General features: G+C 59.5%; 10 protein-coding genes, 1 tRNA gene and 1 pseudogene. 4 read left to right on the top strand and 8 right to left on the bottom strand.

Features of this window, described 5'->3' with window-relative positions:
- Window positions 1-1080: FAD-dependent oxidoreductase (locus JFT80_RS19040; protein WP_201148916.1), on the bottom strand; the 1080-nt coding region annotated here is incomplete at its 3' end.
- Between the two features lie 216 nt (window positions 1081-1296).
- Window positions 1297-1758: an Lrp/AsnC family transcriptional regulator gene (locus tag JFT80_RS19035; protein ID WP_201148915.1), complete on the bottom strand. Its 462-nt coding sequence runs from the start codon at window positions 1756-1758 to the stop codon at window positions 1297-1299.
- Between the two features lie 259 nt (window positions 1759-2017).
- On the opposite strand from JFT80_RS19035, the gene JFT80_RS19030 reads away from it, so the two are divergent.
- Window positions 2018-2671, top strand: a complete 654-nt coding sequence (locus tag JFT80_RS19030) for a peptidase M41 (RefSeq protein ID WP_201148917.1) — start codon at window positions 2018-2020, stop codon at window positions 2669-2671.
- A gap of 79 nt (window positions 2672-2750) precedes the next feature.
- On the opposite strand, the gene JFT80_RS19025 is transcribed toward JFT80_RS19030, so the two are convergent.
- From JFT80_RS19025 to rpsU, 5 genes and pseudogenes are all read right to left on the bottom strand, one after another.
- A tRNA-Ile gene (locus JFT80_RS19025) sits at window positions 2751-2827 on the bottom strand.
- A gap of 15 nt (window positions 2828-2842) precedes the next feature.
- Window positions 2843-6590: pseudogene (locus JFT80_RS19020) on the bottom strand (EAL domain-containing protein).
- Between the two features lie 126 nt (window positions 6591-6716).
- A complete protein-coding gene (rpoD, locus tag JFT80_RS19015) occupies window positions 6717-8561 on the bottom strand; it encodes an RNA polymerase sigma factor RpoD (RefSeq protein WP_201148914.1) in 1845 nt (614 codons plus the stop codon).
- A 67-nt stretch (window positions 8562-8628) separates the two neighbouring features.
- Window positions 8629-10593, bottom strand: coding sequence for a DNA primase (gene dnaG, locus JFT80_RS19010; RefSeq protein ID WP_201148913.1), 1965 nt, complete (start codon window positions 10591-10593; stop codon window positions 8629-8631).
- Window positions 10594-11077: 484 nt separating this feature from the next.
- Complete coding sequence (gene rpsU / locus JFT80_RS19005) at window positions 11078-11293, bottom strand: 30S ribosomal protein S21 (RefSeq protein ID WP_002551877.1); 216 nt, start codon at window positions 11291-11293, stop codon at window positions 11078-11080.
- Between the two features lie 199 nt (window positions 11294-11492).
- Between rpsU and tsaD the strand changes: the two genes are divergently transcribed.
- Entirely contained in the window at window positions 11493-12518 is a 1026-nt protein-coding gene (tsaD, locus tag JFT80_RS19000) for a tRNA (adenosine(37)-N6)-threonylcarbamoyltransferase complex transferase subunit TsaD (protein ID WP_201148912.1), read from the top strand.
- A gap of 35 nt (window positions 12519-12553) precedes the next feature.
- Here tsaD and plsY read toward each other — a convergent pair whose 3' ends face one another.
- Complete coding sequence (gene plsY, locus JFT80_RS18995) at window positions 12554-13123, bottom strand: glycerol-3-phosphate 1-O-acyltransferase PlsY (protein WP_201148911.1); 570 nt, start codon at window positions 13121-13123, stop codon at window positions 12554-12556.
- Window positions 13124-13197: 74 nt separating this feature from the next.
- Here plsY and folB point away from each other — a divergent pair, with 74 nt between their 5' ends.
- Both folB and folK read left to right on the top strand, forming a co-directional pair.
- On the top strand, window positions 13198-13554 hold the full coding sequence (gene folB, locus JFT80_RS18990) for a dihydroneopterin aldolase (protein WP_201148910.1): 357 nt from the start codon (window positions 13198-13200) through the stop codon (window positions 13552-13554).
- Window positions 13545-14063, top strand: a complete 519-nt coding sequence (folK, locus tag JFT80_RS18985; RefSeq protein ID WP_201148909.1) for a 2-amino-4-hydroxy-6-hydroxymethyldihydropteridine diphosphokinase — start codon at window positions 13545-13547, stop codon at window positions 14061-14063. The genes folB and folK overlap by 10 nt, the downstream gene beginning before the upstream one ends.
- Window positions 14064-14078: the final 15 nt, after the last annotated feature.

The raw sequence follows: 14078 nt of genomic DNA, 5'->3' as shown, positions 1-14078 counted from the left end.
GTAGCGGGTGCGGTCCAGGGCCATCCACATTTTCTGCGAGAACAGAGTTTCGTCGCATTCGATCTGAGTGGTCAGCAGCCAACTCTGGCACGTGGTCAGCACGGCAGCGTATTCGCGGGTGTCGCCATTATTGTCGGTGACGGCGAAGCGGCCGTCCGGTGCGTGGGCAATTTTCTTCACCCCCGAACGCGGAGCGCCGCTGTGCAGTGAGCTGAGGCTGGTGCCCTGGGGCCAGTGCACGCAGCGTTCCGGCACATGGCGCCAGATGCCCAGCGGTACCTGTTCCACGCCGCCCACCACCAGGTGCTGGTGGTCGTCGCAGTTGGTCATGACCACGCGGAAGATTTCCAGCATCGAGTTGGGGAAGTCCGAATCCCAGCCGCCTGTCCCGAAGCCGACCTGGCCAAACACTTCCCGGTGGTGGAACGACAGTTTGGCGAACGCCTTGGAAGTGGCGACGAAGTCGTAGAAGGTGCGGTCATCCCACAGTGGCACCAGGGTATTCCACAGCTCTTTGAGGCGTGGCACATCGCGGTCGCGGATCGCTTGCTGGATATCGGCGAACTGCGAACCGGCTTCCAGCGCATCCGCCCAGGCGTCAGCCACTTCCTGGAACAGTGCAGGAAGATCCGCCAATTTTTGTGCGTAATGGGTTTTGCCTTCCAGATCGATCACGGTGCTGCCGGAGGCCGGTTTCAGCGGGTTCGGGAAGGGTTTTGTCTCAAGCCCGAGCTTGTCGACGTAGTGATAGAACGCGGTGGACGACACCGGAAAGCGCATCCCACCCAGTTCCGCGACGATGCCGTCAGTGCCGTTGAACGCCTGCGAGCGCAAACGCCCACCAAGCTTCGACGCCTCATAAACTACCGGCTTCAGGCCGAGCTTCATCAGCTCGTAAGCCGCCACCAGGCCGGCGATGCCCGCGCCGACAATCGCCACTTCAGCGCCATGATTGTGTTCAGGGATAGTGCCGAGACCGGCCGGGTGTTCGATCCAGTCGTCAAACGCGAACGGAAAGTCCGGGCCGAAAATGGTGACTGGTTTCTTACCGTCTGCAGGATGGCGATTGTTCTTGTTCATGGCTGACCTTGCTGGCGACCCGACGCAGGATGCGCGTCTGAGTATAGGAAAAGATGCCAGCCATTCTAGGGAGCGTCGAACACGTTAATAAGACGCAAAGTGTCGTCGTTTTGATAGTTTATAGATCACTATGACGACCTAAAGCTTCATATCGACCATCTGTGGGAGCAAGGCTTGCCCGCGATGAGGCCAGCAGGATCGCCGCACTTCTAAAACCTAAACCGGCTGCCCCCGATCAATCTTGCTACTCAAAATGATCGACGTGGTGGTCTTCTCCACCCCATCCACTCCGCCAATCTGATCCAGCAACTGATCCAGCTGCTCCGGCGAATCCGTGCGCAACCACGCCACATAGTCAAACTCCCCACTCACCGCACACAGTTGCTGCACCTGCGCCATCGCACTGAGACGGCGCAGCACTTCCTTGCCTGAACGCGGTTGCACGGTGATCCCCACATACGCCTGAAGTCCGCCGTCAACCACACGCTGGCCCAGACGCACGCCATAGCCGGTGATGACCTTGGCCTTCTCCAGCCGTGCCAGCCTTGAAGTCACTGTAGTGCGGGCAATGCCCAGTTGCCTGGCGAGCATGGCCACGCTTTCGCGGGCGTTGATCTGCAGTGCGGCGATCAATTGGCGGTCGATTTCGTCAAGGACAGGCGGGCGAATGTCGGACAAGGGGCGTCTCCAGCGGCATGGATCATTGGGGCTGCATGTTACAGGCCCGCCACACATCGCGGATGTTTCATCCAGGCTCAACACTGTCCCGGTGAAGACGGTGCAGCACACCGGCCCGCTGGTCATTCGCATGCACCTGCCGATCCGGCTCGGCGTGCCCACTCTGGGCGCCTCCCTGGCCACCCAATCCGGCCTGCTGGATGGACAGCTGCTGTCGCTCGTAGTCGAATGCACTGTCCATGGATGCGAGGCGATAAAAATGACCAGCAAGTTGCCCCCGGTCATCCGGGAACGCGCACTGCAGATTGCGCATCACGAAATGGGGCACTACGTGGTGGCCCGAGCGTTGGGGTTTGCAACAGGTGGAGTGACCTTGTCCGTGACCATGGACTTGCGCCACCAGGGCGGTGCTTCGATCACCCTGTCGCGCCCGATTGCCTCCATGGAGGCGATGAAAACGCATCTGGAGGCCAGGCTGATGGTTCTTCTGGCTGGGGCCATGGGGCAGACCTTGTCTTCAACTCATTCGATTGCCAGGCGGGTCGACAAGGCGCAAGCCGTAAGCATTCTCAAGGGTGCGCAGGGCGCTGAGCAGGACTACGCAAAAGTCAAAGAGCTTCAGCATCTGCTGCGCAATATCGCCTGCCCTGATACCCATCCAGTGTCATCCGACCAGGTAGCGGCGCAGCTCAAGGTGATAACAGACGACTTGTGGGTCCGGACTCAGAAAATCGTAGAAGAACGGGCCGAAACGATTTGCGGGTTAGCAAGCGTGCTGGTGGATGGCATGGCTATCGTGGAACATTGGGGCCGCCCGGGGGATACGTATGAGGTGGTGTTGCCTGCGGCGACGCTGGAGCGGTTGGGGTTGGTGCGGGGTATTCCATTGGTTCTGGCCGCACCACCACACTGAAGTGTGCGGTGAGGTTCTGACTGGAATCAAGCCTGGAAGAGAAAAACGCAAAAGCCGCGCAAAGCGCGGCTTTTTTGTTTGGTGGGCCCACACGGACTTGAACCGTGGACCAAAGGATTATGAGTCCTCTGCTCTAACCAACTGAGCTATAGGCCCTCAGTAGGTCGCGGATTATAACGACGGTTTCTCGGCTGTGCTATCCGAAAAATCCGATACGGTCACACGCAGAAACGTTGCGGCGAATTCTTCCGGCGGCAGCGGCAGGCTGACGATGTAGCCCTGGATCTGTTCGCAGCCCTCGGCGGCGAGGAATTGTTGCTGCGCCTGGGTTTCCACGCCCTCGGCGATGACGGTGAATTGCATACTGCGGCCCAGGGCGATGATGGCGCGCACAATCGCCGCATCGTGGGGGTCGTCGGGCAGTCCGCGGACAAAGGACTGGTCGATTTTGAGGATGTCCAGTGGCAGGCGTTTGAGGTAGCTGAGCGAGGAATAGCCGGTGCCGAAGTCGTCGATCGCCAGTTGCACGCCGAGGTGTTTGAGTTGGTGCAGCACGGCCAGCGCCTCTTCGGCCTGACTCATGATGAAATTCTCGGTAATTTCCAGTTGCAGTAAATCCGGCCGCAGGCGGTTGTCCCTGAGCAGTTGTTCGATGCGCCCGAGCAGATTTGGTTGGCGCAGTTGCGCGCCGGCGAGATTGACCGAGAGCGGGCCGAGGCTGTCGTAGATCTGGTTCCATTCGAACATCTGCCGGCACGCGGTCTCCAATACCCAGTCGCCGATTTGCAGGATCATGCCGTTCTCTTCGGCCAGCGGGATGAAGTGCTCCGGCGGTACTTCGCCGAAGGTTGGGTGGCGCCAGCGGATCAGCGCTTCAGCACCGACCAGGCTGTGGTCGTCGAGGCTGATTTTCGGTTGGTAGTAAAGAAACAGCTCATCGCGTTCGATGGCCCGGCGCAGTTCGTGCTCCAGCGCCACACGCTCGCTGGCCTGGGCGGTGAGGTCGCGGGTGTAGCTCTCGACGCGGTTGCGGCCCTTGGCTTTGGAGCGGTACATCGCCGCGTCGGCGTTTTTCACCAGCGTGGCCACGTCGCAACCATCGCGCGGGTACAGGCTGGTACCGATGCTGGCGCTGATGAAAAATTCGTGTTCGCCGGCCTGGAACGGCGCGCCGAAGCAGTTGAGCAGTTTGGTGGCGATGTTGTCGGCATCGCTGGCCTGTTGCAGGCCAGGCAGCAGGATGATGAATTCGTCGCCGCCCAAGCGCGCCACGGTATCGATATCGCGCAGCTGTTCTTTGAGGCGAACGGCGATCCCCTTGAGTAGCAGGTCGCCGACCGGGTGACCGAGGCTGTCGTTGATGTGTTTGAAACGATCGAGGTCGAGGAACAGCACTGCGCCTTGGCCACCGTTTTCCTGCTGACTGTTCAGCGCCGTCAGCAAGCGACTTTCAAACAATGTACGGTTCGGCAGACCGGTCAGCGGATCGTGGTGTGCCTGATAATCAAGCTTCGCTTGGGCGTGCTTGAGGCTGGAGATGTCGGCAAACACGGCGACAAAGTGCGTAATGAATTTGTCACGGTTGCGCACGGCGCTGATGGTCAGCCAGCTCGGATACAGCTCGCCGTTCTTGCGTCGGTTGGATATCTCGCCCTGCCAATGACCTTCGTCGGTCAACTGGTGCCACATCGCTGCGTAAAACGCGCTGTCATGCAGGCCGGAAGCGAGCAAGCGTGGCGTATGGCCGAGGGCTTCGCTTTCGCTGTAACCGGTGATTTCGGTGAAGGCGCGGTTGACCGCGCTGATGTGCTGCTGAGTGTCGGTGATCAGCACGCCTTCGGCAGTGCTTTCGAATACCGTCGCGGCTTGTTGCAGCTTTTCCTGCATCAGATGGCGTTCGGTGATATCGCGGGCGATGGTCAGCATGCAGTCTTCATCACCGATCGGCAGCGGACGGGCGGACACTTCGCAAAGGCGAATCTGCCCATCACTGCGGCGAATGTGGCAGCTGAAGTCGCGAACAAAACCATCGCGGTTGAGCAGGTCGAGCATCTGCTTGCGCTCGTTGAGGTTGACCCAGATGCCCAGTTCCAGGGAGGAGCGATCGACCGACATCGCGCTGTTGAAGCCGGTGATGCGGCTGAAGCCATCGTTGACCTCCATCAACAGGCCATCGCTTTGGCGCGACAGCAACAAGCCGTCCGGGGAAGCGTGGAATGCCTTGGCGAATTTCTCCTCGGAGATTTGCAGCTGCTGTTGGGTCTCCTTGAGCTGGCTGATGTCACGAACGACAACGACCAGCGCCGGGGTGGCATCCAGGTCGAAGGGTTCGGCGGAGATCAGGCCGGTGAACACTTGGCCGTTGTTGCGGCGAAAGGGCATCTCGAGATTGCGGATGCTGCCTGCCTGCAAGCGCTGCAGCAGGCCCGGCCCGACGCCGGGGATGCCCCAGATGTTCAGGTCAGTGGCGGTTTGGCCGATGACTTCCTCGGCGCTGAGGCCGATCTGCTCCTCAAACGCTTCGTTGACCTCCAGCAGGCAGCCATCGGACAACCGCGCAATCACCAGAATGTCAGGGCACTGCTGGAAGACCGAGGCGAACTTCTGCTCGGACAGGCGTAGCGCTTCTTCGGTGCGTTTGGCGTCGCTGATGTCGATCATCAGGCCGCGCAGCACCGGCTCGTGCCCATGCTCGATCAGGCTGACGATGTCGCGTACCCACAGGCAGCGACCGTCGGCGGTGATCACGCGGTAATCGACCGTGTGATCACGCCCGGCCAGGACTTCGTGGTCGCAGAAGGTTTGGGCTCGGGTCAGGTCTGCCGGGTGAATGATGTTGCGCCAGAATCCAGGGATCAGCCAGTGTGAGAGCGGGTAGCCGAGCAGTTCTTCGGCATGCGGCGACACGTAGCTGTAGGTGAAGTCACTCATCCGCGCTTCCCAGGCAATCGCCGACAAGCTCTCGACCAACCCGCGATAGTGGTATTCGCTGCTGCGTAGTTCCTGTTCGAGATCGACCCGGCGGGAAATTTCTGAGCTCAAGCGGCGGTTAATACGAATAACCACCGCCAGCACGCTGACCAGTACCAGTAAACCGGGCAGGCCGTAAACCAGCAGATCCGACCAGAATGTCCGGTGATCGAGGACGTTGCCGACCCAATGCTCCTGAATGCTGCTGATTTCGTCCGGGCTCATGTCGGCGAGGACTTTGTCCAGAATGCCGACCAGCACCTTGTTGTCGCGTGGCACGCCCATCGCCAGTTGATAGCGATACGGGGTTTCGCCGCTGACATACAGGCCGTCGAGTTTGAGTTGGCGCAGGCTCCAGACGCTGGAGGCGAGATCACCGACGACAGCGTCCACTTCGTCGGTTGCCAGAGCCTGCAATGCCGAGCTGACATTGGGCATGGCTACCAGATTCAGGTCCGGGTGGTGGGTGCGCAGCAGTTCATGTGGCGCGTAGTTTTCAACCACGGCGATTTTCAGGCCGTAAAGGTCTTGAAGTTTGCGCGGTTGCGCGCCGCCGACATGAGCGAGGATGACAATTGGAAAGTCGAGATAGGGGCGGGTAAATGACAGGTAGGTCTGGCGTTCCGGGGTCGACATGATGCCCGGCAGCAGATCGATCTTGCCTTGTTTGACCTGCTCCAGGACCACCGTCCAGCTGACGGGCTCGACCGGTTTGAGGTCGACCGACAGAGCGTTGCCGAATCACGTCGATATAGTCCGCGGCAAGACCCTGGTAGCGGCCCTGGTCGTCCCGAAACTCGAAAGGTGGCCAGGACGCATCGACACCCAGGCGCAGGTGCGGATGGGCGTCCAGCCAGCTACGTTCTTCGTCGGTTAGAGTCAGAGCGCCAGCCGTTGTGGTCCAGATCATCAGTGACAGCAAAAAAAGCACGGACGCCAATCTGGGCATAACGCTCTCGTTATGGCTCGGGGATGATTGGTTCGAGTGTAGACGGGCAATTCGGCGGGAGGGAAGTGCGGGGGATTTAATCTGCCTAATAAACAAAACCCCCGGCCTGGGCCGGGGGTTTTGTGATCACTCGTCGAGGAAGGAGCGCAGATGCTCGCTTCGCGTCGGGTGGCGCAGCTTGCGCAGCGCCTTGGCTTCGATCTGACGGATCCGCTCGCGCGTTACGTCAAACTGTTTGCCCACTTCTTCGAGTGTATGGTCGGTGTTCATGTCGATACCGAAACGCATGCGCAGTACTTTGGCTTCACGAGCAGTGAGGCCGGACAGTACTTCACGAGTCGCTTCTTTCAGGCTCTCAACAGTGGCGACATCGATTGGCGACTGCATGGTCGAGTCTTCGATGAAGTCACCCAGATGGGAGTCTTCGTCATCACCGATCGGCGTTTCCATGGAGATCGGCTCTTTAGCGATCTTCAATACCTTGCGAATCTTGTCCTCGGGCATTTCCATGCGTTCGCCCAACTCTTCCGGGGTCGGTTCACGACCCATTTCCTGCAACATCTGCCGGGAAATACGGTTGAGCTTGTTGATCGTCTCGATCATGTGCACCGGAATACGGATGGTGCGGGCCTGGTCGGCGATCGAGCGAGTGATCGCCTGACGGATCCACCAGGTGGCATAAGTCGAGAACTTGTAACCACGACGGTATTCGAACTTGTCCACCGCTTTCATCAGGCCGATGTTGCCTTCCTGAATCAAATCGAGGAATTGCAGGCCGCGGTTGGTGTACTTCTTGGCGATCGAGATCACCAGACGCAAGTTGGCTTCAACCATCTCTTTCTTCGCGCGGCGGGCTTTGGCCTCACCGATCGACATGCGACGGTTGATGTCCTTGATTTCTGCGATGGTCAGACCGGTTTCGGTTTCCAGCGCAATCAACTTCTGCTGGCAACGGATGATGTCCGGCTGAACGCGACCGATGGCTTCGGCGTACTTGCTCTTGCCTTTGGCCAGGGCGTCGGACCAGCTTTCGTCTACTTCGTTACCCGGGAACTGACGCAGGAAATCGGCGCGTGGCATACGTGCATCACGTACGCACAGTTGCATGATCGCGCGCTCTTGCTGACGCAGACGATCCAAGGCACCGCGAACACGCTCGACCAGGCCTTCGAATTGCTTCGGAACCAGTTTGATCGGCATGAACAGCTCAGCCAGAAGCACCAGCTCGGCAATCGCCAGCTTGTTGCTGCGACCGTGCTTTTTCAGCGCTTTGCGGGTGATTTCCATCTGATCGGCGACAGCGCCAAAACGCTGTGCTGCGATGACCGGATCCGGACCGCTTTCGGCTTCTTCTTCGTCATCGGAAGATTCGGCTTCATCGTCGTCGGTTTCGTCGTCGGCTTTCGCGACTTTCGCTTCGACAGGCGGCGGCACCTCGGCAGGCGGCGCAATCCCATCGTCCGGGTCGATATAACCGCTCAGGACGTCGGACAGGCGGCCACCTTCGGTGGTCACACGAGTGTACTCGGAGAGAATGTGGTCAACCGTGCCAGGGAAGTGCGCGATTGCGCTCATCACTTCACGGATGCCTTCTTCGATCCGCTTGGCGATTTCGATTTCGCCTTCGCGTGTCAGAAGCTCGACCGTACCCATTTCACGCATATACATGCGCACAGGGTCGGTGGTGCGACCAATGTCGGTCTCGACCGCTGCCAACGCTGCTGCTGCCTCTTCGGCCGCAGCTTCGTCGGTATCGGCGTCGGCCAACATAAGGGCGTCCGCATCCGGAGCACTCTCGTGTACGGGGATCCCCATGTCGTTAATCATGCGGATGATGTCTTCCACCTGCTCAGGATCTGAAATATCCTCGGGCAGGTGGTCGTTGACCTCGGCGTAAGTCAGATACTTCTGCTCACGACCCAGTTTGATCAACTCAATAATACGAGACTGCTGTTGCGCTTTTCCGGACATAACACCCTATCCACTGAAGGTCTTGGCGGGCAAAAAACAAGCCGAGGATTATACCTGAGCTATGACCTCACGCGCCAGTTGAGGTCGGGTTTGATGCGGAAACATTGCGACTTAATAGGTCGCGCAGTTGATTTTTCTCTTCGCTGCTCAGTTCGCTTTGACGCGCTTTTCTGAGCAGTTGTTCCAGATTTCGCTCGCGTTGGCGGGCTGACAAGCTAGTAATGGTGTCGAAAAACTGTTGTTCAAGGTTATCGCCGTCAATCAACCACTCCTTTTCAGCCAGTGCCTTGAGCAAGCGACCCTGTTCAGTGCCGTGCCATCGCGCGATCAACTGAAATGAGTTTAGCTTGGGATTCTTCTGTACGGCTTCGAGCAGCGCCACAAGCAACTGAGCGTTGGTCTGATTTTCGTCCGCAATGTGTCCGGCGTCTTCAACGCGCTCGGCCAATTGCGGGTGATGAAGCAGTGTGCGCAGGGCGGTCAGGGTCGGCGATTCAACGCCAATCGGTGTGCGCGGACGTTGTTGATCGCGATCGCCGCCACGCTTGCCGTTTTTATCCCAAGGCTTCTTGTCCCACTTCTTGCCGCCAGCGCCGGGTTTCTTCGGCGTCCACTCCTGCTGCGGCACATACATGTCCTGTGCCTGCGGCTGATGGTAGTCGCTGTAGTCCGGCATTGCGTCGTAATTGATGCCCGGATCGTAGGCGGGCGGCGCTTCCTGCGGCGCACTTTGCGCGAGCTGACTGACGGTTTCGCTGCTCAGGCCGGTGATTTCGGTCAGGCGTTGGCGCATCAGGATGCGCAGGTTGGCGCCCGGCACTTTGTCGATCAACGGTGCAGCGAGGGTAGCCATATGGGCCTTGCCTTCGAGCGAGCGTGGATCGGCTTCTTCGGTCAGTTGCTGGAAGAAATAATCGGCAAGCGGCTGCGCATGCTGATTGATCCGGGCCTTGAAGGCGTCGGTACCTTCGGCGCGAACCAAGGTGTCCGGGTCTTCGCCTTCGGGCAGAAACAGGAAGCGCGCGCGACGGCCGTCCTGCAAGCTCGATAACGTCGCTTCCAGGGCGCGCCATGCGGCGTTGCGGCCGGCCTGATCGCCATCGAAGCAGAACAATACGTTCGGCACGACGCGGAACAGGCGCTTCAGGTGTTCTTCACTGGTTGCGGTGCCCAGTGTTGCGACGGCATTTTTCAGGCCTTGCTGGGCGAGAGCGATGACGTCCATATAACCTTCGACGACGATGATTTCGTCGAGGTTGCGATTGTTCTTGCGTGCTTCATAGAGGCCGTAGAGTTCCTGGCCTTTATGGAATACCGGGGTTTCCGGTGAGTTCAGATACTTCGGCTTGTCGTCGCCGAGTACGCGGCCACCGAACGCGATAATGCGCCCGCGGGTGTCGCGGATCGGGAACATCACGCGATCGCGGAAGCGGTCATAGCGTTTGCCGGTTTCGGCGTTCTCGATCAGCAGGCCGGCGTCGATCATGGCTTTTTGCTGAAGGGTGTCGCTGCTCAGGTGTTTGAACAGATTGTCCCAGCCCGGCGGCGCGAAGCCGAGGCCGAAATCCCGGGCGATCTCGCCAGTCAGGCCGCGGCCCTTGAGGTAATCCACCGCGGCTTTGCGCGATGGATGGCTCTTCAGCGCCTGCCGATAAAAGTCGGCGGCGGCGGTGAGCAGCGGATACAGCGGCGAATCGGTTGGCTGACGCGGTTTGTGCGGGCGACCGCTTTCTTCGCGGGGGATTTCCATGCCGGCGGCTTTCGCCAGATCTTCAACGGCCTGGGGGAAGTCCAGGTTGTCGTGATCCATGAGAAAGCCGAGGGCGTTGCCGCCCGCGCCGCAGCCGAAGCAGTAATAGAACTGCTTGTCGGGACTCACGCTGAAAGACGGGGTTTTTTCTTTGTGAAACGGGCAACAGGCGGTGTAGTTCTTGCCGGCCTTCTTCAATTGCACGCGCGAACTGACCACGTCGACGATGTCGGTGCGGTTCAGCAGGTCGTCAATGAAGCTCTGGGGTATCAGCCCGGCCATGGCATTCTCGTCGTCTGCGCTGAATGGATCCAAAACCTGCGGCGAGCGAGCGCGGTCCGTTGCTTGAGGCGCGTGTTAAGGCGGCTCGACCGGTGTCGTCTGCATAATCGCTGTCGGGAAGTGTATCTGCCGAAAATCCACTGACGTTAGTACCTATCAGTCTTCGACTATTTGAAAGTGTTGCGCTGAATCCGCTGGCGGCCGGTTAAGAGGCCTCGGATAGCTCAATAAAGCGGGCACGCATGCAGGTGCCTTGGGCTGATCGTCGTGAGAGGAATCAGTGGGTGTGCTCGTCAGTAGCCTTGAAAGGCTCGTCAGAAAAGACGTGCACCGCTGGCAAAAGAGCCAGGTCTGACGTTTGAAGCAGATTTGTCTCGGTCGCGTGTGCGGCTTCGACAGTGAAGCATCAAGCGTTTTACGCAAATGCCATTAGCCCGGCTGAGAGCCGGGCTTAGGCAAGAAGCTTGCTACGAACGTCTGTGTATTAGTACAGACGAACGGCGCGGCGCTGTTCGCGCTGAACTTTCTTGGCGTGACGCTTAACAGCGGCTGCTGCTTTGCGCTTACGCTCAGAAGTTGGCTTCTCGTAAAATTCGCGGCTACGAACTTCAGCCAGTACACCGGCTTTTTCGCAGGAGCGCTTGAAACGACGCAGAGCTACGTCGAAGGGTTCGTTCTCTTTAACTTTGACGGCTGGCATCCAGAGCTACCTTCATTCATTACCGGGGTCAACATCCTCGCGGCAAAAGAGCACTTGAAGACGTCGGTTTTTAAGGGTTGCGGATGTTAACCCCTCATCGCTCGGAATGCAAAGCCTCTGATCGAAAACCGCTGGTCGGGGCATCACTCGGGGACTATTATGCGCGCCTTCGAATTCAGCCTAAACAAGGCGCAAACCCATGCTAGTACTGGGATTAGAAACCTCCTGCGACGAAACCGGCGTCGCATTATATGACAGTGAGCGCGGCCTGCTGGCCGACGCGCTGTTCAGCCAGATCGACCTGCACCGCGCCTATGGCGGTGTGGTGCCGGAACTGGCCTCGCGTGACCACGTCAAGCGCATGCTGCCCTTGATTCGTCAGGTGTTGGCCGAGGCTGACTGCGTGCCGACCGAGATCGACGCGATCGCCTACACCGCGGGCCCCGGCCTGGTTGGTGCGTTGCTGGTCGGTGCTTCCTGCGCGCAAGCGCTGGCGTTTGCCTGGGGCATTCCGGCCCTCGGCGTGCACCACATGGAAGGTCATTTGCTGGCGCCGATGCTGGAGCCAAAACCACCGGAATTCCCGTTCGTCGCTTTGTTGGTCTCCGGTGGTCATACGCAGCTGGTTCAGGTCGATGGCATCGGTCAATACAGCTTGCTTGGCGAAACGCTCGACGATGCCGCGGGCGAAGCGTTCGACAAAACCGCGAAGATGATGGGCCTCAATTATCCGGGCGGGCCGGAAATCGCCAAGTTGGCGGAGAAAGGCGTCGCAGGACGTTTCACTTTCCCGCGTCCGATGTGTGATCGCCCGGGTTTGCAATTCAGCTTCAGTGGTCTGAAAACCTCTGCTCTCAACGCCTGGCAGCAGTGCGTCAGCGCCGGGGACGACAACGAGCAAGCCCGTTGCGACATCGCGCTGGCGTTCCAGCAGGCCGTGGTGGAGACTTTGACCATCAAGTGCAAGCGCGCCCTGAAACAGGCGGGCATGAGGCGTCTGGTGATCGCTGGTGGCGTCAGTGCCAACAAGGCTTTGCGTGTTTCGCTGGAGAAGATGCTCGGTGACATGCAGGGCGATGTGTTCTACGCCCGTCCCGAGTTCTGCACTGACAACGGCGCGATGATCGCGTTTGCCGGTTGCCAGCGTTTGCAGGCCGGTCAGCAGGAAAGTCTGGCGATCAGCGTGCAGGCGCGCTGGCCGATGGAGCAGTTGTCGGCGCTTTGAGCCGCCTGCGATGCACACGGCGCTCAACGGCTGGATTAAAAATGCCGTTCGCGCCCGGCAAACAGGTCGCGTAGATTGCCGCGGTGGCGCCAGACGATCAGGCCGGTAAGCGCGCTCATCGGTAGCAGGGCAGCGGGCTCTTGCCACGCCAGCAGCGGCAGGGTCAGTGGCGTGGCGATCAGTGCCGCCAGCGAACTGGTGCGGGTCAGGTAGAACGTCAGCAGCCAGGCGCAAACGGCGAGCAGCGCGGCGGGCGGATACAGGCCCAGGAGCATGCCGGCAGCGGTAGCAACACCTTTGCCGCCACGGAAGCGGAAATACAGCGGGAACAGGTGGCCGATCACGGCGCATACGCCGATCCAGGCCTGATCCTGCAGCGAAAGGCCCGCAGCCGCTGCTATCAGCACCGGCACAAGGCCTTTGCACAGATCACCCAGCAAGGTCAGGATCGCGAGTTTGCGACCGGCCAGGCGCAGCATGTTGGTGGCACCGGCATTGCCTGAGCCACTCATTCGCGGATCCGGGTTTCCGGTCAGGCGGCTGAGCAAAATGGCGAAGGACAGCGAGCCGAGCAGGTAGGCGAAGGTCGCCAGTAACCAAAACATGCTAACTATTCCGGGCGAGGACGCCCTGATTCTAACGGCGCATTGCGCCCTTGTCGTGCAGCGGAGAAAAGTGCTTGGACAGAGTGTTTATCGAGGGCCTGGAAGTCGACACCGTCATTGGTGCCTACGACTGGGAGCGCGGCATCCGACAGTGCTTGCGTCTTGATCTGAGCTTCGCCTGGGATAACCGCCCGGCTGCTGCGGGAGACGACCTGACCCTGGCACTCGATTACGCCAGCGTTTCAGCGCGCATCCAGGCTTTTGCCGAGCAGGCGCAGTACCAACTGGTCGAGACTTTTGCCGAGCGTCTGGTGGAAGTCCTGATGAGCGAATTCGAGATCACCTGGGTGCGGCTCAAACTGACCAAGCCAGGCGCTGTTCCTGCCGCCAAGGGCGGTGTCGGTGTGGAGATCGAGCGCGGATGTCGCTGACTCAGGTCTATCTTGGGCTCGGTAGCAACATCGAGCGCGAAACGCATTTGCGCGCAGGTCTTGATGCGCTGGCGACGTTTCTGGTGGATATCCGCTGTTCGGCGGTGTTCGAGAGCCAGCCGGTGGGGATCAAGAGCGGGCCATTCTTCAACTTTGTGGTGTCGGCCTTCACCGACCTGCCATTGATGGAGCTGGATCGCCGCTTGAAATTTATCGAGGCGGATAACGGCCGATATGCGCCGGATCGCAAGGGCTTGCCGCTGGATATCGATGTGCTGCTGTACGGCGATCTGGCAGGTAATTTCGATGGCTTGGTCTTGCCGCGCGCTGAAATTCTGAAAAACGCCTTTGTGCTGTGGCCGTTGTCGCTGATTGCGCCGGATCGTGTGCATCCGGGCGTGGGAAAAAGCTTCGCGACGTTGTGGGCAGAAGCGCAGATTGATCAGGTGCTGTCGCCGGTGGGGTTTGAATGGCGGGGTGAGCAACTCACGCCTTCAGATTTGTTGTGACAGTTATGGCGCCAT

Source organism: Pseudomonas sp. TH10, assembly GCF_016651255.1.
Taxonomy (GTDB): domain Bacteria; phylum Pseudomonadota; class Gammaproteobacteria; order Pseudomonadales; family Pseudomonadaceae; genus Aquipseudomonas.
The sequence above is the reverse complement of the archived record's forward strand: the minus strand, read 5'-3'. Positions and strand labels throughout refer to the sequence as shown.